Annotated in this window: 20 protein-coding genes; 10 read left to right on the top strand and 10 right to left on the bottom strand. The window is 41.0% G+C overall.

Going from position 1 to position 23,224, the window contains the following annotated elements; all coding sequences use genetic code 11:
- Window positions 1-49: 49 nt before the first annotated feature.
- The 4 genes from F944_RS10240 to F944_RS10225 form a co-directional block, all read right to left on the bottom strand.
- The gene (locus F944_RS10240) at window positions 50-2,002 is read right to left on the bottom strand and encodes a family 2A encapsulin nanocompartment cargo protein cysteine desulfurase (RefSeq protein ID WP_004990174.1); all 1,953 of its coding nucleotides are present in this window, start codon (window positions 2,000-2,002) and stop codon (window positions 50-52) included.
- Complete coding sequence (locus F944_RS10235; RefSeq protein ID WP_004990172.1) at window positions 1,977-2,909, bottom strand: family 2A encapsulin nanocompartment shell protein; 933 nt, start codon at window positions 2,907-2,909, stop codon at window positions 1,977-1,979. Before F944_RS10235 ends, F944_RS10240 begins: the two co-directional genes overlap by 26 nt.
- A 254-nt stretch (window positions 2,910-3,163) precedes the next feature.
- Window positions 3,164-4,102, bottom strand: coding sequence for a serine O-acetyltransferase EpsC (epsC, locus tag F944_RS10230; protein WP_010588742.1), 939 nt, complete (start codon window positions 4,100-4,102; stop codon window positions 3,164-3,166).
- A gap of 50 nt (window positions 4,103-4,152) precedes the next feature.
- Window positions 4,153-4,647 carry a rhodanese-like domain-containing protein gene (locus F944_RS10225; protein WP_004990168.1) on the bottom strand — a complete coding sequence of 165 codons (495 nt, stop codon included), beginning with the start codon at window positions 4,645-4,647 and terminating at the stop codon, window positions 4,153-4,155.
- 551 nt (window positions 4,648-5,198) lie between these two features.
- Here F944_RS10225 and F944_RS10215 point away from each other — a divergent pair.
- From F944_RS10215 to F944_RS10195, 5 genes are all read left to right on the top strand, one after another.
- Window positions 5,199-5,942, top strand: coding sequence for a GntR family transcriptional regulator (locus F944_RS10215; RefSeq protein ID WP_004990167.1), 744 nt, complete (start codon window positions 5,199-5,201; stop codon window positions 5,940-5,942).
- 147 nt (window positions 5,943-6,089) lie between these two features.
- Window positions 6,090-7,829, top strand: coding sequence for a fumarate reductase/succinate dehydrogenase flavoprotein subunit (locus F944_RS10210; protein WP_026039922.1), 1,740 nt, complete (start codon window positions 6,090-6,092; stop codon window positions 7,827-7,829).
- A gap of 18 nt (window positions 7,830-7,847) precedes the next feature.
- Window positions 7,848-8,093, top strand: coding sequence for a 4Fe-4S dicluster domain-containing protein (locus F944_RS10205; RefSeq protein ID WP_004990164.1), 246 nt, complete (start codon window positions 7,848-7,850; stop codon window positions 8,091-8,093).
- 63 nt (window positions 8,094-8,156) lie between these two features.
- Window positions 8,157-9,149 (top strand): HEAT repeat domain-containing protein, encoded by a 993-nt coding sequence (locus tag F944_RS10200; RefSeq protein ID WP_004990159.1) that lies wholly within the window; start codon window positions 8,157-8,159, stop codon window positions 9,147-9,149.
- Window positions 9,139-9,417 carry a gamma-butyrobetaine hydroxylase-like domain-containing protein gene (locus F944_RS10195; RefSeq protein ID WP_004990154.1) on the top strand — a complete coding sequence of 93 codons (279 nt, stop codon included), beginning with the start codon at window positions 9,139-9,141 and terminating at the stop codon, window positions 9,415-9,417. The genes F944_RS10200 and F944_RS10195 overlap by 11 nt, the downstream gene beginning before the upstream one ends.
- Before the next feature lie 166 nt (window positions 9,418-9,583).
- On the opposite strand, the gene F944_RS10190 is transcribed toward F944_RS10195, so the two are convergent.
- Window positions 9,584-9,964: a diacylglycerol kinase gene (locus F944_RS10190; RefSeq protein WP_004990149.1), complete on the bottom strand. Its 381-nt coding sequence runs from the start codon at window positions 9,962-9,964 to the stop codon at window positions 9,584-9,586.
- Window positions 9,965-10,350: 386 nt separating this feature from the next.
- Between F944_RS10190 and F944_RS10185 the strand changes: the two genes are divergently transcribed.
- The 3 genes from F944_RS10185 to F944_RS10175 all read left to right on the top strand — a co-directional run bounded on the left by F944_RS10185 (window position 10,351) and on the right by F944_RS10175 (window position 15,748).
- The gene (locus F944_RS10185; RefSeq protein WP_004990146.1) at window positions 10,351-13,449 is read left to right on the top strand and encodes an efflux RND transporter permease subunit; all 3,099 of its coding nucleotides are present in this window, start codon (window positions 10,351-10,353) and stop codon (window positions 13,447-13,449) included.
- Between the two features lie 239 nt (window positions 13,450-13,688).
- Window positions 13,689-15,038: a magnesium transporter gene (gene mgtE / locus F944_RS10180; protein ID WP_004990145.1), complete on the top strand. Its 1,350-nt coding sequence runs from the start codon at window positions 13,689-13,691 to the stop codon at window positions 15,036-15,038.
- Window positions 15,039-15,169: 131 nt separating this feature from the next.
- Window positions 15,170-15,748: a DUF4112 domain-containing protein gene (locus tag F944_RS10175; RefSeq protein ID WP_004990144.1), complete on the top strand. Its 579-nt coding sequence runs from the start codon at window positions 15,170-15,172 to the stop codon at window positions 15,746-15,748.
- A gap of 66 nt (window positions 15,749-15,814) precedes the next feature.
- On the opposite strand, the gene htpX is transcribed toward F944_RS10175, so the two are convergent.
- Entirely contained in the window at window positions 15,815-16,720 is a 906-nt protein-coding gene (htpX, locus tag F944_RS10170) for a protease HtpX (protein WP_004990141.1), read from the bottom strand.
- 149 nt (window positions 16,721-16,869) lie between these two features.
- Window positions 16,870-17,727 carry a lytic transglycosylase domain-containing protein gene (locus F944_RS10165; protein ID WP_004990140.1) on the bottom strand — a complete coding sequence of 286 codons (858 nt, stop codon included), beginning with the start codon at window positions 17,725-17,727 and terminating at the stop codon, window positions 16,870-16,872.
- Window positions 17,728-18,233: 506 nt separating this feature from the next.
- Here F944_RS10165 and ttcA point away from each other — a divergent pair.
- Both ttcA and F944_RS10155 read left to right on the top strand, forming a co-directional pair.
- Window positions 18,234-19,139, top strand: a complete 906-nt coding sequence (gene ttcA, locus F944_RS10160) for a tRNA 2-thiocytidine(32) synthetase TtcA (protein WP_004990137.1) — start codon at window positions 18,234-18,236, stop codon at window positions 19,137-19,139.
- A 212-nt stretch (window positions 19,140-19,351) separates the two neighbouring features.
- A complete protein-coding gene (locus F944_RS10155; protein WP_004990135.1) occupies window positions 19,352-19,735 on the top strand; it encodes an SCP2 sterol-binding domain-containing protein in 384 nt (127 codons plus the stop codon).
- Between the two features lie 78 nt (window positions 19,736-19,813).
- Here the strand turns inward: F944_RS10155 and F944_RS10150 are convergent, their stop codons facing one another.
- From F944_RS10150 to F944_RS10140, 3 genes are all read right to left on the bottom strand, one after another.
- Entirely contained in the window at window positions 19,814-20,926 is a 1,113-nt protein-coding gene (locus F944_RS10150; RefSeq protein ID WP_004990131.1) for an MltF family protein, read from the bottom strand.
- Between the two features lie 433 nt (window positions 20,927-21,359).
- Window positions 21,360-21,842 carry a transcription elongation factor GreB gene (greB, locus tag F944_RS10145; protein WP_004990130.1) on the bottom strand — a complete coding sequence of 161 codons (483 nt, stop codon included), beginning with the start codon at window positions 21,840-21,842 and terminating at the stop codon, window positions 21,360-21,362.
- Between the two features lie 195 nt (window positions 21,843-22,037).
- Window positions 22,038-23,093 carry an aromatic ring-hydroxylating oxygenase subunit alpha gene (locus F944_RS10140; RefSeq protein ID WP_004990128.1) on the bottom strand — a complete coding sequence of 352 codons (1,056 nt, stop codon included), beginning with the start codon at window positions 23,091-23,093 and terminating at the stop codon, window positions 22,038-22,040.
- Window positions 23,094-23,224: the final 131 nt, after the last annotated feature.

The following is a 23,224-nucleotide window of genomic DNA, read 5'->3' as shown; positions in this document are numbered from 1 at the left end:
TTAAGAAAAAAGCTGCAAAAGCAGCTTTTTTCTTATAACTCTTATAGATTTAGTAACCACGTTTATTTCGACTGAGCTGATGTAAAACCGAGATCATTAAGTCAATTTCTTCAGTGGTGTTATAAAAAGCCAGCGATGGACGTACCGTTTGTTCAACCCCAAAACGGCGTAGAATAGGCTGTGCACAGTGATGTCCAGAACGCACAGCGATGCCATGCTGATTCAGGGCTTTGCCCACTTGTTCCGTAGAATACCCATCCAGAACAAAGGACATCACGCTGGCCTTGTTTTTTGCTGTTCCAATAGGGCTTAAACCAGTTACGCTACTCAAGGCATGTTGACCATATTCAAGTAAATCATGCTCGTAACGGGCAATGTTCTGAATGCCAATGCGTTCTACATACTCAAGTGCAGCTCCAAGACCCACCGCATCTGCAATATTACCTGTACCCGCTTCAAACTTATTTGGCGCAGGTTGATAGATCACTTGTTCAAAAGTCACATCTTCAATCATATTGCCACCGCCTTCCCAGACGGGCATGCTCTCCAGAATTTCAGGCTTGGCATAAACAACGCCAATGCCTGTTGGTCCAAATACCTTATGACCTGAAAATACAAAGAAGTCAGCATCAATGGCTTGAACATTGGTTGGCATATGTGAAACGGACTGTGCGCCATCGACCAATACACGAACCCCTTTGCTGTGCGCAATTTTAATGACTTCAGCAACAGGTGTGACTGTTCCCAAGGCATTGGAAACTTGTGTGATGGAGATGATCTTGGTATGTTCATTGATGAGTTTAGGTAATTCCTCAAGCCGGATCTGACCGCTATCATCAACAGGAATCACCCGTAATTTGGCTCCAGTCTTTTTGGTGAGTTGATACCAGGGCACAATATTGGCATGGTGTTCCAGATGCGACACAATGATTTCATCACCTTCACCAATATTTTGTTCACCCCAGGTTTTGGCAATTAAATTAATGCCTTCCGTGGTTCCACGAACAAAAATGATTTCCTTGGAAGACGATGCGCCAATAAATCTGGCAACGACATTACGGGCATGTTCATAGGCATCTGTTGCACGTGCCGCAAGTTCATGCGCCGCGCGATGGATGTTAGAATTTTCATGCTGATAAAAATAAGCAATCCGATCAATCACTGCTTGTGGCTTTTGAGTCGTGGCTGCATTATCAAACCAGACCAGAGGCCGCCCATTCACCCGTTCCTGAAGAATCGGGAAATCTCGGCGTATCGCTTGTACATCGAGGGGTTGAGCACTGTTGGTCAGAAATGTGGATTGAGAGGGCACATAGTTTTGATAGGGCTGATCAACTTTGGGAATATCAAGAAAGTAAAATCCTGATGACGGCGTATGTGGTTGATTTGCCGCTGCAACCTTTGAATTGTCCTCTCGTAACAGCGCGTTGAGTGTTTCCCCTTGGGGTAACTGAAATGATTGTGGTGTGGTATGACTTGCCACATCAAAATCTGAACTCGAGGTGGTTGGGGCAGAAAAATCATTTAAAAAATAAAAAGGAGAGGATTCACTGTTGGATGGCACACTTGGGCTTAGCAAAGGGACATTTGGCTCCTGATGAATCACTTGTGGAAAATGAGGTTCAATCGGTGGACGTGGTAAATGAGCTCCTCCAATCACAGGAGAAGAGGCGATCGCACGCCGTTCAGGATAATCCGGATAATTAGGGATATGTTCAGGATATTCTGGATTCAGGCTTTTCTGGTAAGCAATATTAGGTGCACGTCCACTCAATGCTGCCACAGGTTCAATGGGCTGCGGCGCATGGGGTGGCGTACCGACATTGGGCAAGTCCAGATTAAGACCTGATGAGTGACCACCAGAACTTGGCAATGCGGCAAAAAATTCGCTTGCCAGACGTGAAAGGGTGGCTTCATCAGGAAAGTGGGCTGGAGGTGAGATTCCAGCCACTTCACTGTTTGGACTACCCGCAATATTATTTGTAGTTAACTGGGTAGTCATGATATTTATCGACCTCCACATCATCCAATACAGCCAAAGCATCTTCGGTTAATACTGCAAGTGAGCAGTACAGAGAAATCAGATAGGATGCAATCGCATTACGGTTAATTCCCATAAAGCGAACGGACAAGCCAGGGGATTGTTCGCCTGCAAGACCCGGCTGAAATAGTCCCACAATCCCTTGACGTTTTTCCCCCACCCTAAGCAGTAAAATTTTGGTTTTACCATCTTCAACTGGGATTTTATTTGAAGGAATCAGTGGAATCCCGCGCCATGTGATGAACTGTGAACCAAACAGGCTGACGGTTGGTGGTGGTACACCACGGCGGGTACATTCACGACCAAATGCTGCAATTGCATCTGGGTGCGCAAGGAAGAATCCAGGTTCTTTCCATACTTTACGCAGCAAATCATCCAGATCATCTGGTGTAGGGGGACCATTCAGTGTTGAAATACGTTGTTCATCTGAAACACTGGCCAATAAACCGTATTCAGGGTTATTGATCAATTCGCTTTCTTGACGTTCTTTAATGGTTTCAATCGTTAAACGCAGTTGTTCTTTAATCTGGTCATGCGGACTACTATAAAGATCAGCGACACGGGTATGAATATCCAGAACAGTAGAAACACCATTCAGAAAATATTCTCTTGGCTGAGGGTCATAATCGACAAAGGTCTGTGGGAGGGTGGCTTCATCGCGTTGTGTACAGGCAACCTGAATATCATCGGTGTTACTGACCCTGTTGACCCGATAGATACCTGCCTCAACAGGAATCCATTGTAGGAGATGAGTCAACCAGCGTGGTGTAATTGTTGAAAGTTGGGGAACAGTTTTAGTGGCATTTGCGAGCTGTCTAGCTGCATGATCCCCAAGTGCAAGTTGCGCTTTGTCGGTGTTTTTTGTCATGGATAAGGTTTCCTAATATGACAGTCATGTTATTAATAAGGTAAATCGTTAAATGTTGAGCTTTTATTTCTTTTCGCAGACTAAGTTGCTTTATAAGTTTTTAAAAATAATAAATTAATATAACCTCCTACTAATATTTCACTTATTCCTCATAAATATATATTTATGAGAAAATATTATAAAAAAGAGATTTAATTTTCTTTACAACCCATGTTATTAATTAAAAACTTCATATTTTAAAAATCAATTGGATGTTAAGCTGTTTTTTGCTGGTGATGTGATTCAGAAGGCGATTGTAAAATCTGACTACCAGCGGGTACGCTATGTGTCAGCCAGACATTTCCGCCAATAACCGATCCTCGACCAATCGTGATTCTGCCCAGTATCGTTGCACCTGCATAAATCACCACTTGATCTTCCACAATCGGATGACGTTGATAATCTTTTTTTAGCGTCCCATCTGCATCTGTTTCAAAACGTTTAGCGCCTAAAGTGACTGCTTGATAAATTCTGACATTCTGACCAATAACGCACGTTTCTCCAATGACAATACCAGTGCCATGATCAATGAAGAAACCTGAACCAATGCTTGCCCCCGGATGAATATCAATACCCGTAGCAGAGTGTGCCAGCTCGGAAATAATTCTTGATAACAGAGGAACATGCGGATAGAGCTGATGAGCCAGACGATGATGTATAATCGCCAATATACCCGGATAACACAGCAAGACTTCATCTACACTATGTGCAGCCGGATCGCCTTCATAGGCGGCGCAAACATCTGCATCCAGTAAGCGCCGTATTTGTGGCAAGGTATTGGCAAAATCCTGAACAATAATTTCTGCTTTTTGGCTGATTTCTACCTGATCATGCCCGTCACTGTGTCTGGATGAAGGTCTGGATTTGGTTTTTAACTCATAGTCCAAGGCCAGTTTTACTTGAGCATATAACCCATTCAAAACACGGTCTAAGGTATAAGAGATATAATAATCCTCAGTTTCCTGACGTAAATCTGCTGGCCCTAGACGCATTGGAAAAAGAATGCCACACAAATCCTCAAGAATTGATTTTAAAATCTCTTTGGATGGTAACTCACGCCCCCCGATTTCCTTGATCCGATTTTGACGTTCACGCCACTCATGACGCGCCTGTTGTAAACCTTGTACAACAGGAGAGATATCCCATTTGGCCACATTGATTCCTTGATTGAGTGATTGAGATGATTGGCTGTATAAATGCTGAGTTAATCCTGTTGCCATGGCAGTTGGTGCGTGCGCCAACCATTATGACTATTACGCTGTTGCTGTTCGTTCAGATCACCTTCAAACCCTTCTAAAATATTATAAATGTGCTGAAAACCTGCATGAAATGCTGCTTCTGCTGCAAGCGCCGAACGTTTGCCACTACGACAAAGTAATAGTATGGTTTTATCTTTACCGACCTTATTTTCAAGCTCTTTTAAGAAGCGCGGATTTCGGTTAAAAGCAGTACCCGTTGCCCAAGCGACATGCACACTTTCTGGAACATAGCCGACAAATTTACGTTCTTCATTGGTGCGAACGTCAACCAGAACGGCCTGTCCCTGTTGAATTAAATGCCATGCATCTACGGGAGAGACACTGCCGGTAAAGTTAAGCTCGTGTTGTTTTGCATATTGTTGCGCCTGTTGAAGGATATGCGCTGAAGATACTTTCTCAGAAGATGGTAAATGGTCTGGTGTGTTGATTTTGGCATTCATGAAACAAACATCCTTATCGCTAATCATCATAGGTATTAATGATATGCTATGCCTAATTCTTTATTCTTAAAAATAAGTAAATATAATTTCTATATATGAAATATGAAAAATAAAATGTTGATCCTTTTAAATGAATCAAGCTAATCCTATGCTCAGGTTTTTAATCTTTTTTGCTGATTGATGAGTAGATTTCTTTCATCAGTTCCTTTTATTTCTCCTTATAGGAAAAATAAAGAGGGTTTAAACCATGATGAAAGAAGTCTAATAAATTCTCAGATCCACTTAGAATATTTTAGATATTTTATTGAAATTAAACTAATACAAGTCGAGCTATTTAAAACTAGGATCCTCTTTATGTTTTATTTTGATATTGATTGCATTAAATCTGATAAAAATTTTAATAATCTATAAAAATCATATCATTAATTCTTATTTTTTTCTTAGTTAATATTTATTTTTACTTTTTAACTAAGTATATGAGGAATCCTTATTTTAAGCAGAAAAAAATTCAACTTATTATTTAACCAAGTTGTTATAACAAGTTGAGCAACATGATAGAACAAGTCGGCAAGCCCCATAGCCAGCGACCGTTGTATGAGCAAGTCAAAGAGCAGTTGTTGGCGCATATTCTGGATGGCACCTATCAGCCTTTGGCACAGCTCCCTTCCGAGCATGAGTTGTCGGAGCAGTTTGGTGTCAGTCGGATCACGGTCAGACAGGCATTGCACAAGCTGTCGCAAGAGAGCGTGATCTTTAAGGTTCATGGCAAGGGGACATTCGTTAGTAAACCCAAAGCCTATCAAAACATTAGCCAATTACAGGGCTTTGCCGAGGCAATGTCCCATTCGGGACATCATATTATCAATGAGGTGTTATCGGTAAAGTTTGTGTCGGCACCTTTAAAAGTTGCGGCAAAGCTTAAGTTGCCTGTCAGTAGTGAAGTCACTGAAATCAAACGAGTTCGTCTATTAAACAACGAACCAGTGTCTTATGAACTGACTTATTTACCCGAAGTCATCGGCAAAAAATTATTCGAGCAACAGGTAGATTTGCGCAGCACGGATATTTTCAAATCTCTGGAAGAGGATTTACAGATTCCACTGGGTTATGCCGATCTCAATATCGATGCGATTACTGCCGACGACGAGTTGGCTGAACTCCTGTCAATCGATGTGCATACACCAATCTTAAGGGTTGAACGCCTGACTCATGATGCCCAAAACCATCCGCTGGATTATGAGTTTTTGTATTTTTCAGGGGAAAGTTTTCAGTACCAGTTACGTATTTATCGTTAGGAAGAATGTCGGATCAATCCATTCCGAACTTTTATTTACAAACATATTTTAAGTGATGACAACGCTTTTGGAATGATCACAGGCTTTGTCATTTTGGAGAGAGATATGGAATCTCAAACGAATCATGTCCAGACCGACTATTCAAGTCTGGAAACTAAATATCTGGAATTTGACATCGTGGTGATTGGTGGAGGAACGGCTGGACCTATGGCGGCGATTAAAGCCAAAAAGGAAAATCCTGCTCTTAATGTCTTGCTGATTGAGAAGGCCAATGTAAAACGCAGTGGTGCAATCTCAATGGGCATGGATGGTCTGAATAATGCCATCATTCCCGGTTATGCCACGCCAGAACAATATACCAAGGAAATTACCATTGCCAATGATGGTGTCGTCAACCAGACCACGATTTATGCCTATGCTCAACATAGTTTTAAAACTATTCAGCAACTGAATGAATGGGGGATTAAGTTTGAGAAAGATGAAACTGGCGAGTTTGCAGTTAAAAAAGTCCACCACATGGGGGCATATGTATTACCGATGCCTGAAGGGCATGATGTAAAGAAAGTGTTGTATCGCCAGCTCAAGCGTGCGCAGGTAAAAATTAATAATCGTATTGTCACTACCAAGCTGTTGAAGAATGAACAGGGGGCGATTAATGGTGTACTCGGTTTTGACTGTCGTACTGGTGAGTTTTATGTGATCAAAACCAAAGCTGCCATTTTATGCTGCGGTGCCGCAGGTCGTCTGGGGTTACCAGCATCAGGCTATCTCATGGGTACCTATGAGAACCCGACCAATGCAGGTGATGGTTATGCCATGGCTTATCATGCTGGTGCGGAATTATCCAATCTGGAATGCTTTCAGATTAATCCACTGATTAAGGATTATAACGGTCCTGCCTGTGCTTATGTTACTGGACCACTAGGCGGTTACACCGCCAATAGTAAAGGTGAACGCTTTATTGAGTGTGATTACTGGAGCGGACAGATGATGTGGGAATTTTATCAGGAACTTGAAAGTGGTAATGGTCCTGTATTCCTTAAAGTTGATCATCTGGCCGAAGAGACTATCCAGACGATTGAGGAGATTTTACATAGCAATGAGCGTCCGAGCCGAGGGCGTTTTCATCAAGGGCGAGGCACAAATTATCGTCAAGATATGGTCGAGATGCATATTTCCGAGATTGGTTTTTGTAGTGGGCACAGTGCATCCGGCGTATGGGTGAACGAGAAAGCGGAAACTTCGGTCAAAGGCTTATATAGTGCGGGTGATATGGCCGCTGTACCGCATAATTATATGTTAGGTGCATTTACCTATGGTTGGTTTGCTGGAGTCAATGCCGCGCAATACGTGATGGATGTCGAAGACAGCAAGCTAAATCAGGCGGAGATTGAACAGGAAAAAGCCAGAATCTATGCGCCGTTATCTCGTCAGGAAGGGTTATCACCTGAACAGGTCGAGTATAAATTACGTCGCTTTGTGAATGATTATTTACAGCCGCCCAAAACACGACAAAAGATGGAAATCGGTTTGCGCCGTTTTGAAGAAATCAAGCAGGATATTTTGCAGATTGCGGTCCACAACCCACATGAGTTGATGCGCGCCGCAGAGGTATCTGTGATTCGGGACTGCGCTGAAATGGCAGCTAGAGCATCACTCTTTCGGACTGAAAGTCGTTGGGGGTTATACCACTACCGTGCAGATTTTCCCGAAAAAAACAACGAAAACTGGTTTTGTCATGCCCATTTGAAAAAAGATGAACAAGGCAATATGGTGAGTTTTAAAAAGGCCATTGAACCCTATGTGGTTCCGATTCATGAAAGTGAAGCACAGTCCTATGATCAGCTTCGTATCCAGAAAACGCATAAAGAAACTGTGACAGGTTAAACAGAAGGATCATGACAAATGGCACTTATTTTTAAAGAAATTAATCATCGTAGCGTCGCTCCAGTTTTGGTCGATGAAGATAAATGTATTGCTGACAAGGGATGTACGGTTTGTGTAGACGTCTGCCCGCTGGATTTACTGGCGATTGATCCGCATACCCAAAAAGCCTTTATGCAGTTTGATGAATGCTGGTACTGCATGCCGTGTGAAAAGGACTGCCCGACAGATGCGATTCAGGTCAATATTCCATATTTATTGAAATAATTTATTGGAAGAATGACCTAGAGGGTTAACAGCTGCATTCATAACATCGAAAAAGGATAATACATGTCTATTCAATATCCACAAGTGCTTGATCTTGATGAAGATGATCAAGAATTTTTTAGGCAGTTGAACACGAATGATGAAAAAATTCGTTTCATTACCCTGATGCACATTGCAGAAGAAGAACGCGAAGAACTTTTACCATGGTTACATTATGCACTACAGCATGATCCCGCAGTGATCGTTCGTCAGGAAGCGGCAAAACGACTAGAGGGTTGGGAGGATTCAGCATCCTTACAGGCATTGGCAAATGCCTTGAATGATGACTCAATGATGGTGGTCGATGCGGCGACACAAAGCCTGAGTGAAGTAAAAAATCCTGAATCTGCCGAGATCCTTACACCTTATCTGGACTCCAATAATAGCATGGTAAAAATTGCCATATTGCGTGCGCTTAAACCATTACGATCAATTGCTTCATATGACCGTATTTTGCAACATACCCAACATCGCGATATTCATGTACGTCGCGAGGCAGTCAGTGCTTTAAGCTGGTTGCAACAACAGCAGGCCGTAGACATTCTGGCTGATATTGCTCAGAACGATATTGATCAAGAAACACGTCGTATTGCGACTGGGGGGCTGAGCTATACTCAGCAGATATCGACGCAAGTCAGCACTGCATTAGAAAGTGCTTTACACGCTCCTGATTGGCAATTGCGGGTCGAAGCAACTTTGACTATCGGTAAACTTAGGGCGACTGCACTTGAGCAAGCCTTATTGCCATTATTGCTGGATCCATACTGGCAGGTCAGAATTGCGGTGACCAGAAGTCTGGGGTTGTTAAAATCCAGATTGGCACTGGACGGTCTGGCAGAAAATTTCAAGCATGAGATCAGTAATTTACGTAAGGAAGTTGCACTGGCACTGGGTGAGATTGGTGGCGAGCAATCTACGCAACTACTCCGCGATCATGAACAGGATCCTGATCCTGAAGTGCGTAAAGCAATTCGTATCGGTCTGGATCAGATTCGGGAATATGCGCATGCAACTTAAACCAAATATCCATGTCGATGTACAGCAACATACCGTTGCATTCAAATGGCCCGATAAGGATCTGCTCATCAGCCATCAACAGCTTCGTGAAATCTGCCCTTGCGGTTTCTGTAAGGCCAAACGTCTACGTCACCAAGCGGTTGTAGATGCACATACTGTGCAAGTTACCGCTATGTTTGATCAGGGATATGGCGCTCAAATCTGTTTTAGTGATGGACATGATCAAGGTATTTTTCCATGGGTATTTTTGAAAAATCTTGATCTATAACTCACTTTTTTTTGCCTAATGGCTAAAAGCTTAGGGTCTCCTTATTTACTTTTTTCCTTTCTAAAATATGGCTTTGATATTGGGATGTTTATATCTTACTTAAATAGGTATAAGCATCTTTGATTTTTCTTTTGCCTTGCCCATTATAAAATTAGAGATATTATTTTTATCCCCATAAAACAATCAACCAAGTGATTGCGATCAGGCTTAAGGCAACAAATTGAGCAGCGCTACCCATATCTTTGGCATTTTTAGACAGTTCATGTTTTTCAAGTGAAATTCGATCCACCACAGCTTCAATCGCAGAATTAAATAATTCAACAATAATGGCAATGAAACCAACGCCAATCAGTAAGATCCGTTCAACTGGGCTAAAATCCAGACTTAGATTCACCAGCAATAACACAATATTCAGCAAAATAATTTGTCTAAATGCGGCTTCGAGTTTAAATGCAGCTTTAAAACCCGAGATGGAATAGCTTGTCGCATTGAGAATGCGCTTGATGCCGTGTTGACCTTTGTATGGAGAAGGAGACGTGGTTTTCATGGACATTTACCGTTATCAAAAGATGCTTTGAAGTTTGAAGAATTTTACTTAAGACTATATGAGGAATGTAGAAATTTTTTGATGATTGTTATCGATCTTCAACAACCTGATTTAAAAAAAGGTTGATTGGGTAGCATGACGATATAATTTGACAAGGTGATGACGTTTTGATGTTTTTTTGATGAAGAAAAGCCCTTAAAATCGCAGTCTTTATACATAATCTCCATGATTTATCCGTTTTTTTTCTGCTCTGAAAATTTATATTAAAAATGCTTGTATTTAAATAAAGACTCATTGATTATCAATAGATTATTCAAGTTGATCATCGTTGCAACTGAACATTTTTATTTGACATTTCGCTCCCTTACATTGGAAGTAAAGCGCTCATGCTCTCCAGATTTTTTATTGATCGTCCCATTTTTGCTTGTGTACTTGCCATTATTATCATGGCAGTGGGTTTGTTTTCAGTTTTAAATTTGCCTGTTGAGCGTTATCCAGATATTGCGCCACCACGGATTACGGTTTCTGCAAGCTATAGCGGTGCCGATGCACAGGCTGTTGAAGATAGCGTGACTCAAGTCTTGGAGCAACAGATCAAGGGAATTGATCATTTACTGTATTTTAGTTCCAGTAGTGATGCCAATGGTAGCAGTCGCATCAGCCTGTATTTTGCGCAAGGGACAGATCCTGATGAAGCACAGGTTCAGGTGCAAAATGCCGTGAATGGTGCGATTAATCGTCTTCCAGATGATGTACAGCGTCAAGGGATTACGGTTCGTAAATCCTTAAGTGATTCATTTATGGTGATTGGATTGGGTGATCGCTCTGGTCGCTCAAGCAATATTGATATTTCTGATTATTTAAGCAATAACTTTGAGCTGAATCTAAGCCGTATCGAAGGTGTCGGTGAGGTTAATGTTTTTGGTTCGCAATACGCGATGCGGATCTGGCTAGATCCGACCAAACTTAGACAATATCAACTTATGGTCAGTGATGTCCGTACTGCAATTGAAAATCAAAATACCCAAGTTGCGGCAGGGGCAATTGGTGAATTACCAGCCAGCCATGATCAATATTTGAATGCCAAAGTGACATCGGGTTCACTGCTGCAAACGCCAGAACAATTTGAAAATATTATTATCAAAGCCAATCAAAATGGCAGTTTTGTCTATCTTAAAGATGTAGCAAGGGTTGAGGTCGGTGCTGAAAACTATCAGGTGTTTAACCGACTTAATGGTTATCCAGGTTCAGGATTATCGATTTCCCTTGCAGTAGGTGCAAATCTGATGCAAACCGCAAAAGCGGTGTACGCCGAAGTCGAAACCCTCAAGAAAAATTTGCCAGACGGTTATTTTGTGATTTATCCACGTGATGACACGCCGTTTGTCAAAGAGTCAATCTCCCAAGTCGTGTCAACATTGATAGAAGCCATCGTGTTGGTGGTCTTGGTCATGTTTTTGTTTTTACAAAATTGGCGCGCCACCTTAATCCCCGCGATCACCGTCCCTGTGGTGATATTAGGGACATTTGCGATTTTGTCCGTTCTGGGGATGAGTATTAATACTTTGACCTTATTTGCCATGGTACTCGCAATAGGTTTATTGGTCGACGATGCCATCGTGGTGGTTGAAAATGTCGAGCGGATTATGCATGAGCAACAGGTCGATGCCAGACAAGCCAGTATTGAGTCCATGCAGGAAATTGGTGGCGCTTTGGTGGGGATTACTTTGGTGCTCACCGCGGTTTTTATTCCGATGTCATTTTTTAGTGGCGCAACGGGAATTATTTATCGACAATTTTCGATTACTCTTGTCGCAGCGATGGCACTGTCTTTAATGGTCGCTTTGATCTTAACGCCTGCTTTATGTGCTGTACTTCTCAAACCCCAAAACAAGCAGTACCGATGGGCACAGTGGTTTAATCGCAGTCTGGATAAACTTAAAAACCATTATTTAACACTTTCTAAAAAATCCATTGATTTTAAATATATTTCTGGTGCTGCTTTTATCCTCTTGATTGTCAGCTTTGTTTTGATTTATCGGGCATTGCCGACGAGTTTCCTGCCACAGGAAGATCAGGGCGCCTTAATGGTTCAATTCACTTTACCTGAAGGGACGCCATTGAGTAAAACTGAAGAAGTTGGTAAACAAATCTCTGATTATTTTCAGACCACTGAAAAGAACAACACCAATGGCATTATGGTGATTAATGGTCGTAATTTTTCAGGAACAGGGCAAAATCTAGGGCAAGCCTATGTATCATTAAAACATTGGGATGATCGTAAGGGTAATCAAAATAGCGCACAACAAATTCGTGCCAGAGCTTCGAAATATTTTTCAAAAAATAATCAGGCACGAATTAATGTCTTAATGCCGTCAGTGATTCGTGGTTTGGGGAATTCAGATAAAGTGGATTTCTGGATACAGGATGTCAAAGGTTTGGGGCGTGACAAACTGATTGCTAGTTTTCAAAATCTACAACAGCAAAGTGCAAAGAGTCAGCAAGTCAGCAATCTTGATAAAAAAGGTAATGATGATCAGGCGGTATTAAACATTAAAATCGATCATCGGATTGCGATGGCCAATGGTGTCAATGTCAATGATATCAATCGAACTTTATCAACCGCATGGAGCGGTACTTATATCAATGACTTTATTGATCGTGGTCGTATCAAACGGGTTTATTTGCAAGGTGATGCCCCTTATCGCTCTAAACCTGAAGACTTAAGTTACTGGTTTGTCAAAAATAGCCAAGGTCAAATGATCCCGTTTAATCAGTTTAGTGCTGTGCAATGGCAAGGTGCGCCGCCCTTGTTGGAGCGGTTTATGGGATATCCTGCGATTGAACTGGAAGCCGATGCTGCCAATGGTTCTAGTACAGGTCAGGCGATGCAGCAGATCAGCCAAATGGTTACTGATATGCCAGATATCGGTTTGGCATGGAGTGGGCTCTCATATCAAGAATTGCAATCGAGTCATCAGGCGATCTGGCTATATATTATTTCGATTGCATTTATCTTTTTATGCTTGGCTGCGCTCTATGAAAGTTGGTCGATTCCAACCGTGGTGATGCTGGCGATTCCATTAGGCATTGGTGGAACCATTCTGTTTAGTTATTGGTTTAACTTTGCCAATGATATTTATTTTCAAATTGCTTTACTGACCACGATTGGCTTGTCTTGTAAAAATGCGATTTTGATGGTGGAATTTGCCGCGAACTTGCAAGAGCAGGGTGCCAGTGCAATTGATGCTGCCTTAAAATCTGCGGGTTTGCGCTTACGTCCTATTCTCATGACTTCACTGGCTTTTGGTGCAGGTGTGGTACCGTTGATGTTTTCTACGGGCGCAGGTGCGCTCAGCCGTCAGGCCATTGGTTATAGTGTTTTTGGTGGGGTGTTATTCGGCACGATTCTGGTTCTTCTATTCATTCCATTGATGTATGTCGTGATTCGCTCTATGTTTAAATACCAGCCAGCTAAACGATGAAATCAAAAAGATTATCTGATGAAAAACAAAACCAAAAATTGAACGGCTGAATCTTGATTGAAAATTTGATAGCCGTTCAAGTCATCGTTACCTTTTTGATATGTATTCGATCGATTAATTCAGGTAAAAAATAAAATTAAGTCAGACAGAATAGTCTAATTTTTATTCGTGTCTAGGCATACTTTATAAGCATAAACAGATGAAGTTTGAAGCACTGCTTCAGTTTTTGAGGGTCGATCATGAATGCTGCGCTTTTGTCTCAAGTCTATGAAGCGATGACTCAATTTGATATTGAGCGAGCTATTACATTGGTTGCGGGCATGAAAAAGGCAGATATTGCCGAAGTGTTAGAACACATGCCAGCACAATTCAGTTGTCAGCTTTTGGAACACTTACCGCGCCGTGCGAAAATCTTTGCCAAAATTGATCCTGCTTATCAAGCCAAGTTGGTACATGAGTTTTCACGAGCGAGTTTAGCTGAAATCGTCTCTGAAATGCCCTCAGATAAGCGTACCGATTTATTCAAACGTCTGGATTCTCAAGAACAACAAGCTTTACTGCCCGCGTTGGCTCAAGCACAACGCGAAGATATACGCCGTCTTTCGACTTATCAGGAGGAAACCGCTGGCGCAATCATGACATCAGAATATGTCACGCTAAATCAGGACATGACTGTTGCAGAGGCGATGCAGACGATCAGGTTACAGGCACCTGATGCGGAAACCATTTATGAATCTTATATTATTGATGAAAAACGTCATCTGATCGGGGTAGTGTCATTGCATGAACTGGTTTTAGCGCCCTTACAACAGTTGATTCGAGAGTTAATGAATACTGATGTGGTTAGTGCCTATGTGGATGATGATCAAGATGAAGTTGCTAAGAAAATCGCGCATTATGACTTAATTGCACTTCCAGTGATTGACCATCAAGGGACTTTGTTGGGTATTGTAACTTATGACGATGCCATGGATGTCGCCAGTGAAGAAGCCAATGAGGACTTTTTAAAAGTGGGTGGGGTAGAGGCTTCAGCACCCAGTTTAAATATCAAGGAAGCATCGCTTTTCTTACTTTATCGTAAAAGAGTATTTTGGCTGGTGATTCTGGTCTTTGGCAGTTTGTTATCAGGCTTAGGGATTTCACATTTTGAATCGGTGATTCAATCTAATATTGTATTGGTTTTTTTCTTGCCATTATTGGTTGGAAGTGGAGGAAATGCAGGCTCGCAATCGGCCACTTTGATGGTTCGTGCTTTAGCCACGGGTGACGTGGTCATGAAAGACTGGTTTAAATTGCTTGGTCGAGAATGTCTGGTCGCCTTAGGGTTAGGAATTACCATGGCCATTGCAGTCGCAATATTAGGCTATATTCGTGGCGATGCGATGGTCGCATTAGTGCTCATTTTAAGCATGATCGGCATTGTCTTGATTGGTAGTATCATTGGAATGAGTTTGCCTTTTATTTTAGATAAACTCGGTTTAGACCCTGCTAGTGCATCAGCTCCATTAGTCACTTCGATTTGTGATGCAACAGGAGTGATCATTTATTTATTTATTGCTGCTCAGTTGTTGAATCAAGTGAACATCTAGAGAATTACGATCTACTGACATTTCATTCCTAGTTGTAATATCTGTGAAAGATCACCAGACCCTTGATGAAAGTCAGAACAAAAATACTGGAATGCATTAAACTACTTCAATCCATTTGATTTAGAGTTTTTATGACGGAACAAAAAAAATTAACAGAACACGAAGTCATTAAGCTAGAGCGCGATTTGGCCAAGTTCGCCAATATGATGGATAGCGTGGTGCGTATTCCTTTTACCAAGCAAGGCGTAGGAGCAGATGCCGCCTTAAGTACAATTCCTTTTGCTGGCGATGCAGCAGGATTTGCGTTGACTTGTTATGCCATTTACAAAGCCAGGCAAATTGGCGTACCGCAACATAAGTTGAATCCAGTAATAAAACTGGCTGCGATGGATGCGGTGGTAGGCTGTATTCCAGTTGCAGGAACATTATTTGATATTTTTATTCGCCCGAGTCGCAAGGCGCTGGATATCGTACATGAACATATTCGTGAAGAATATCAAATTCAAAGTCAATCACATCTGATACACCCGTATCTGCATGAAGCGCTGGAAAGAAAACAGCAACAGTCTGCATTTTGGCGAAATCCTGTGGTGAGCTGGATTTGGTTGCATTTACCAGATTTGATTGGATTGATTTTTCTAATATTCTTAGTCGCCGGTCTGTGGATGGGAACGCATTATCTTTGGTCACTGTATCAAAGTCGTCAGTGATTGTGATCCCATCAATAAAAAATGCCAGTCAATCAGGACTGGCATTTTTTTCATTGCTTCATTAACTTATGGACAATTTAACTGTTGCAACGCAGCAACACGTTGTTCAATGCTCGGATGAGTATGAAACAATGCGGCTAAACTAAAGCCTTGTTCTTTACCTTCAGCAATCGCAAATGCTTTCATTTCTTTTGGCATTTGATCAGGCAGTTCAGATTCAGCTTGTAGGCGTAACAATGCAGAGATCATGGCTTGTTTACCGGCTAAACGTGCACCTGCTTCATCGGCACGGTATTCGCGTTGGCGTGAAAACCATAGCACAATCGTTGAAGCCAAAATACCAAACACGATATCCAGTACAATGGTCACGACAAAATAACCCATGCCTGGCGCTTCGCCGTCTTGGCGACCAAATACGTTACGATCGATAAAATCACCAATCACGCGCGCAAAGAACATCACGAAGGCGTTGACGACACCTTGAATCAGAGCAAGCGTGACCATATCACCATTGGCAACGTGACCAATCTCATGTGCCAGTACTGCACGTAATTCGTCTTTATTCATCCGCTCAAGCAGACCACTTGACACAGATACAAGCGCATCGTTTTTGTTCCAGCCGGTTGCAAATGCATTGGACTGGTAAGAGGGGAAAATTCCCACTTCGGGCATTTGAATGCCTGCACGTTGCGAAAGTTCTGCAACAGTTTGCAATAACCATGCTTCCGCCTGATTACGTGGAGCATTCGGATCGATCAATTCTGTGCCTGTGGTTTTTTTCGCCATCCATTTAGACATGAACAGTGAAACGAGAGAGCCAACCATACCAAACACAAAACAGATGACCAAGAGGTTGCCTAGATTTAAGCCACCCGCGCCATGGTAACTACCGACACCGAAGAGTGACAAAATAATGCCAGCTACAACCAGTACCGCGAGGTTGGTTAGCAAAAACAAACCAATCCGCATCATTGAGTAAATCCTCTTTTAGGGTATTAAAATAAAATACAGCATGATCCTAAAATCATTAGGCTAAATATGAGGGGCTTTTCTTAAAAATTCAAGACCTATTATTTTATTTAAGGAGTTTTTAAGTTAACTATTGTATGTAGTCTAACTCTCTAATTTGAAATATGAATTCTGGCAGATGCTGTCGCATTATCAGTCACATAGGTACCTGGCGCATCGGTAAAACTGTTATTCGACACAGAAATAACCTGACGACTATATTTAGTTGGGTTATCGGTACGCGGATTAGCGGCTGTCGCCGAGCTATAATTGGCAGACTGGGCGATAATTTGAGGCGCTGGTGTGGTCGTCGAACTATTACTCACCCCTGAGGCGTAAAGATTGTTAAAGCGACTGGTCACACGGTGCACATAGTCTTGTGTTTCACGAAAAGGGGGAATGCCACCATATTTATCGACATTACCTTCGCCTGCATTATACGCAGCCAATGCGAGTTGAGTATTACCATTAAAGCGTTTCAGCAACCAGCTTAAATATTTGGCGCCGCCAAAAATATTTTCGTAGGGATCATAAACATTAGACACATTAAAACGCTTCGCTGTCGCAGGCATCAGTTGCATTAAACCTTGTGCACCTACAGGCGAGCGGGCATTGGTATTAAAACCCGACTCAGTATGCATGACGGCTTTAATCAAACCTTCAGAAATACCATGCTGTTGAGCCGCCTGACGAATAATTTGATCAAATGCATTCTTATTTTTACTATAGCTTGGTAAAACGGCGGCTTCAGAGTTGCCCCAGTTGCGATAAGAATGAATATTACTGTCTGGATAATACGTGGCTTTAATTTTTGTCAGTGAGCGATCCGAACTTTTTCGATTGGTCAGTAAGGTGCCGCCCTCTCGATCCTTATAAATGTAAATTTGTCCAGCATGCGTAGCTACAGTCATTATGGCTGTAACGACTGCCCCCAAAATAAAATGTAAAGAAAAATGCACACTCTTTTTCATTGTATATTATTCGCTGTATCAAAATGTGTAACGTCACGTAATCTAGTTTAACAAAAAAAAGTAAATTGGCTAGATTTGATGTTAGTTTTTTTTAAAGCTGTTTGACAAATAAAATCAAGTTTTTTTGTCTGAATCTTCATCAAAAAAAAATTAAAAAATATTTTAGAAAAGTCTGCTTGACATGATTAAATTGTTGAAAAATATAAATAAAAATAATTGATTAAAAAATGATCAATTTAAACAAAAGCCTTATTTTCACATCACAATACTTTGTCAAGCCTAAAGAAATCCACAATTTTATCCACAGGTTTTGTGGAAAACTGTGGAAAAGTCCAAAATATAAGCATCTTGACCAAATCTTACTCAATCAGGCTTAATTTTTTCTTTAAAGCTCACCAGTATAAATCTTAAAAATGACAAAGCAGAGAAATTAAAATTCTTTAGGTGCGCTTCATGGATGAATCGGATAAAATTATGCGGTATTTTTCTTATGGTAACGTGTGTCTATGTACTCGCCAGTTGAGTCCGATCAGGGATTTAATTTTAAACCTGAGCTGCCAACCAGTTCAGCATATTATCGTTTGCTCAAAAAGCTCCGCCGTCAGGTCGGTCATGCGATTCGTGACTTTAAGATGATTGAGGATGGCGATAAAGTCATGGTGTGTGTGTCTGGTGGCAAAGACAGCTACACTTTGCTGGATATTTTATTGCAGTTTAAACGTATCGCGCCGATTAATTTTGATATCGTTGCAGTAAATTTGGACCAGAAACAGCCGGGTTTTCCAGAAGATGTTTTGCCACGTTATATGGAAGAAAATCATATTCCCTATTACATTTTGGAAAAAGACACCTATACCATTACCAAGCGTTTAACCCCTGAGGGTAAAACCTATTGTGCCGTTTGCTCACGGTTACGTCGTGGTTCGCTTTATGGTTTTGCTCAGGAAATTGGGGCGACCAAAGTCGCGCTTGGACATCATCGTGATGATATTATTGCGACTTTCTTTTTAAACCTGTTTCATGGCGGTAGTCTGAAGGCGATGCCACCCAAACTTTTATCTTCAGATAAAAAGAATATTTTGATTCGTCCTTTGGCCTATGTTGAAGAAAAAGACATCATCAAATATGCCGAAATGCGTCAGTTCCCAATTATCCCATGTAATTTGTGTGGTTCTCAGGAAAACCTGCAACGTGCCATGTTGAACGACATGTTACGTGAATGGGACAAACAGTATCCAAAACGCCTACACAGTATCTTTGGTGCTTTGCAAAATGTCTCACCATCACAATTGGCAGATCGTGAATTGTTTGATTTTGAAGTACTTGATTCACAACGTGAATTGGATTTTAAAGACCCTGAAGAAATCAAGAAAAAACTGGATGTTGTTAATCTGAGTTTTGCTGCCGAATAAGCGATTTAAATGCTAACTTACTTATAAGTTAGCATTTTTTTTACACAATGAGTTTGAAAATAATCAGAAATGAATGGTGCGTACAAAAAAGGTTAGCTCAAAATAAAAAGAACGTGCTATAACAATGCACAAGCAAATTGCTTCAAAATGATGTTGTCTATGCTTGATTTAGTCAACACAAGGAATTGAACAAATATATTTGAGGAAAAAACATGCCTGCATTTTTAACTGATGACTGGTTTTCTACTGTCGACCAATTAACTGCTGAGGCAGGTGACTTAAATTTACCACCAGCATTGGCGAATTTGGCAATTAATCTTGTTGTTACCGATTCTACTGGCAACACCGAATTAGCTTTAGATGGCGGAAAAATTCAAAAGGGTTTGTCATCAAATGCAAAAACAACATTGAATATGGATGCTGAAACTCTTCGTAAAGTGTTTCTAGAGTTTGATATGGCTGCGGCTATGCAGGCATTTATGACGGGTAAAATTAAAGTACAGGGTGATATGTCTCAATTGATGGCATTGCAGACTGCTAAACCGAGTCAGGAACAAAAAACTTTGTTCAAAAAAGTGCTTGAACAAACAGCATAATCGTGCGGTATAAAAAAGCTTAGTCTGTTTGGACTAAGCTTTTTTTAACACCAACAGACTTTAAGATAAATCCAAATATTAAACATCAATCCAGCGTTCACTGGTTTTAATGTGCTCTACATAGGCTCGAATGCGAGTGACATACTGTACAGCCTGACGATAACGACCATTACTGGCTTTATTACGATTTAAATAATCATAAAAAACTACCCAGTTATTTGGGTTCTTACCTTGATTTTGTAAACGCTTCTGGATCTGACTAACGGCCCCTGGCCCCATGTTATAAGCCACTAAGGCATACCAGTTACGGTCTGGGTAGGGGATATCCTGATATTGACTGAGCATCAGATCATAATATTTTGCACCACCCTGAATACTTTGTGCTGGATCAACACGATCGGTTACACCCATGGCCCGTGCGGTATTGTTGGTGAGCATCATCAGCCCACGGACACCTGTAGGTGAAACTGAATTAGGTTTCAGATACGATTCCTGATAACCAATTGCAGCCAGTAGTTGCCAATCCAAATCATACTTTTCAGCAGTTTTCTTGAAACTTGCCTTATAGATCGGTAAGCGATTATCTAAATCACGTTTAATGGTGGGCCATGATTCAGGCGTGACCACGTTGCGATTATAAAATGACGCTAATTGGCCGGTAATACCGTTTTGTTTGCTTTGACAAATAAATCCACTGGCCGTTTGTGAAAGTGGATCGTCGGCATATTTAAATACCCAATTCAATTGAGTATTTAGACCATTTTTGGCCAAATTGGCGTCGTCACCGCAACTGGCTGAAAATGAAATCAAATGCTTATTTTCGACCGTTTTAAAAGTTGCAGTAGTCATGGCAAAGTTTGCTTTGCCTTGTGCAACCATATTTAAGGCGGTCGCATTGTCTTTCACAGTTTTAAAATTCAGCTTAACATTTAAACTTTTTGCATACTGTCTGGTAAGGTCATAACCAAAACCATGTAAAAACTGACCTTCTTTGAATACAGTCGTGGGAGATTCAACTGCGACAACGGTGAGTGTACTGCTATTTACGACATCATTATATTGATGTGTTTTACCCGCATTAATACTATGAAAAGGAATGAGGGCGGTGCTTAGCGCTAAGGCTCTAAATGGGATGGAAGGAAATAGTGAATTTAGGCCAAGCCTCGATCCAGTGGTTGAACTACTGTGCATGTTGTCTCCGCTACAGATAATTTACGCCCTAAAAATCCAGACAAAATGCTTCCAGATTTTCAACAAGTTGGTAAATCCAAGAGGGGTGGGCAGTCATGACGTCATTCAAAAAATGACTATGGAAAAACTGACACTATGTAGAAATACTACATAGTTTAAAAAATGACCAAATGTAAGTCAGGGCGAATAATAATCACCTTGAATCTAAATGTCAAATATTTTGCATAAAAAACATACCGAACAATTGCTAAGTTAATGATTTAAAAAAGAGATGTATTTATATAATTTCTACATGTTGAAATCACGGATAAAATGCTAATTCTTGTAAAGACAATGTTGTGTTTTAGTTGGTGGAGATCATGAAATTTCACTTAAAGAGCATCGTCGGCGCAAAACAAAACAAGTTGGCTTTTTTTAAAGGTTGGTATGAGATTCATGCAGATGGATTTGAGTAACTGATCCCAATGATATACCAGTTTTTCTTGCCAGAGGGGGTTAAGACCTGTACTTCATCATCGATGCTTTTCCCTAAACACGCTTTTGCCATAGGTGACTGGAGGGAAATGTAATCTTTGCGACCATAAATTTCTTCATCGCCGACAATACGAAACTGAATGGTTTCTCCGTCATCATTTTCTAACGCCACCCATGCACCAAAATATGCTTTACCGTCTTGTTCGGGACTATATTCAACTTTGTGTGCAATCTCAAAAAGTTTGGTCAAGTATCTGATTCGACGATCAATTTCTCTTAACTTTCTTTTATTATAGTGGTAGTCTGCGTTTTCAGACCGATCGCCGAGACTGGCTGCCCAAGACACAATACTAGTAATTTCAGGTCGTTCTTTACGTACCAGATGATTTAACTCATCTTGCAAACGTTGATAGCCTTCCGCTGTTAATAATTTTCGGTTCATCCAACCCTCCATATTTAAAAAAAGTAACTGATTGTACCAGTCCGCAAACTGGTGGTCATTTTTATCTCCAACAAGTTAAAACTGCATTGTAAAGTTTTGACAAGTTTTTTATGTTTTCAGCACTTTGAATAATGGAATGATCACAACCCGAGGTATCTTAAGCATAGGCTGTCGAGTTAAAGCCTGAGCTATACATCATACTGTATAGCGTTTACTCAAGCCTAAGTCCGCCAAGATACGACGATACATCGTTGAAGAGCGATCGGCTTCAAAATGTGCTTCCATCATCAAATCAAGCGGTAATTCTTCAGGCTTTTGTGCTTCCACCATGTCTTGATCCTCTGCAAAAATTTGTGCATTAAAGTCGTACACAGCTTGTAAATCACCTGTTGTATCAAAATTACGGGTGAGTGGTACAAATAAACGAGTTTTATTATGAGACATTGGACAACAAGCATTTAAAATCTTGAGGATCCCATCATGAGGAAAATGTACAGTTAATATGGCCGAAAATGGTGGATAAACATCAAACACACGTTTCCATAAAAAACCTTCAGGAGCTAAATGCTGCAAACCGTGCGGGTAGTTACTTACATCGCTGACATATTCTGTTTGGAGGCCATAATCTGTTTTGATAGTTGAATATTTAGGAACGACAGGATTTTCACGGCTCGCAAAAGCTTCATGATGTACCCATGCAAAATGTGCCACATCAATAAATCCTTCAAGCTGACGACCACTCGAACCTGCGATATCTACATAAGGTGGTAAAATGGCTTGATGGGTTGGATCTTCCCATGTATCAAGCACTGGGAAATGAGCAGATTCGACATCGTGGTTTTGGATGCTGGTCCAGATCAGACCATATTTTTGCACAACAGGAAATTTGCTTAGACGAAAGCGATCTGAAATCTTGGTGAGCTCTGGCTGTGCAGGTATTTTTGTACATTGGCCTGCTGCGTTATAGCGTAAACCATGATAAGGACACACAATTTCTTCACCTTCCACCCATCCTTTTGTTAAAGGAACACCACGATGTGGGCAAATATCCCGTACCAGATGGATGTCGCCAGATTCAGTTTTATACAATGCCATTTTGACATCTAACAATGTCACTTGTTGCGGTTGAGTTGAAACATCTTCAATGCGAGCCACTGGATACCAATGTTGAGAAAGAATTTCCCAATCCCGATCTTCGAATTGGCTATTGCACGGTTTATTGATTAAATTGATCACTGGGATGGCATTCATGGCTGCACCTTGTAGATAATTTTGCTGAGATTGGATGCAGTATTGAATAGATGCTGTATATTATCTATTAGAATGATTTGTATAAACTGTTCTAAAAAACAGAATGATCTTAAACGTGATGTATTTGCTAG

The sequence above is a fragment of the Acinetobacter ursingii DSM 16037 = CIP 107286 genome (assembly GCF_000368825.1).
In the GTDB taxonomy this organism is placed as follows: domain Bacteria; phylum Pseudomonadota; class Gammaproteobacteria; order Pseudomonadales; family Moraxellaceae; genus Acinetobacter; species Acinetobacter ursingii.
This window is presented reverse-complemented; position numbering and strand designations above follow the sequence as displayed.

What these genes read in the sequence shown, in the direction of transcription:
- F944_RS10240 (WP_004990174.1), bottom strand. Translation starts at nt 2,002, where the DNA reads ATGACTACCCAGTTAACTACAAATAATATTGCGGGTAGTCCAAACAGT.
- F944_RS10235 (WP_004990172.1), bottom strand. Translation starts at nt 2,909, where the DNA reads ATGACAAAAAACACCGACAAAGCGCAACTTGCACTTGGGGATCATGCA.
- F944_RS10225 (WP_004990168.1), bottom strand. Translation starts at nt 4,647, where the DNA reads ATGAATGCCAAAATCAACACACCAGACCATTTACCATCTTCTGAGAAA.
- F944_RS10215 (WP_004990167.1), top strand. Translation starts at nt 5,199, where the DNA reads ATGATAGAACAAGTCGGCAAGCCCCATAGCCAGCGACCGTTGTATGAG.
- F944_RS10205 (WP_004990164.1), top strand. Translation starts at nt 7,848, where the DNA reads ATGGCACTTATTTTTAAAGAAATTAATCATCGTAGCGTCGCTCCAGTT.
- F944_RS10200 (WP_004990159.1), top strand. Translation starts at nt 8,157, where the DNA reads ATGTCTATTCAATATCCACAAGTGCTTGATCTTGATGAAGATGATCAA.
- F944_RS10195 (WP_004990154.1), top strand. Translation starts at nt 9,139, where the DNA reads ATGCAACTTAAACCAAATATCCATGTCGATGTACAGCAACATACCGTT.
- F944_RS10190 (WP_004990149.1), bottom strand. Translation starts at nt 9,964, where the DNA reads ATGAAAACCACGTCTCCTTCTCCATACAAAGGTCAACACGGCATCAAG.
- F944_RS10185 (WP_004990146.1), top strand. Translation starts at nt 10,351, where the DNA reads ATGCTCTCCAGATTTTTTATTGATCGTCCCATTTTTGCTTGTGTACTT.
- mgtE (WP_004990145.1), top strand. Translation starts at nt 13,689, where the DNA reads ATGAATGCTGCGCTTTTGTCTCAAGTCTATGAAGCGATGACTCAATTT.
- F944_RS10175 (WP_004990144.1), top strand. Translation starts at nt 15,170, where the DNA reads ATGACGGAACAAAAAAAATTAACAGAACACGAAGTCATTAAGCTAGAG.
- htpX (WP_004990141.1), bottom strand. Translation starts at nt 16,720, where the DNA reads ATGATGCGGATTGGTTTGTTTTTGCTAACCAACCTCGCGGTACTGGTT.
- F944_RS10165 (WP_004990140.1), bottom strand. Translation starts at nt 17,727, where the DNA reads ATGAAAAAGAGTGTGCATTTTTCTTTACATTTTATTTTGGGGGCAGTC.
- ttcA (WP_004990137.1), top strand. Translation starts at nt 18,234, where the DNA reads ATGTACTCGCCAGTTGAGTCCGATCAGGGATTTAATTTTAAACCTGAG.
- F944_RS10155 (WP_004990135.1), top strand. Translation starts at nt 19,352, where the DNA reads ATGCCTGCATTTTTAACTGATGACTGGTTTTCTACTGTCGACCAATTA.
- F944_RS10150 (WP_004990131.1), bottom strand. Translation starts at nt 20,926, where the DNA reads ATGCACAGTAGTTCAACCACTGGATCGAGGCTTGGCCTAAATTCACTA.
- greB (WP_004990130.1), bottom strand. Translation starts at nt 21,842, where the DNA reads ATGAACCGAAAATTATTAACAGCGGAAGGCTATCAACGTTTGCAAGAT.
- F944_RS10140 (WP_004990128.1), bottom strand. Translation starts at nt 23,093, where the DNA reads ATGAATGCCATCCCAGTGATCAATTTAATCAATAAACCGTGCAATAGC.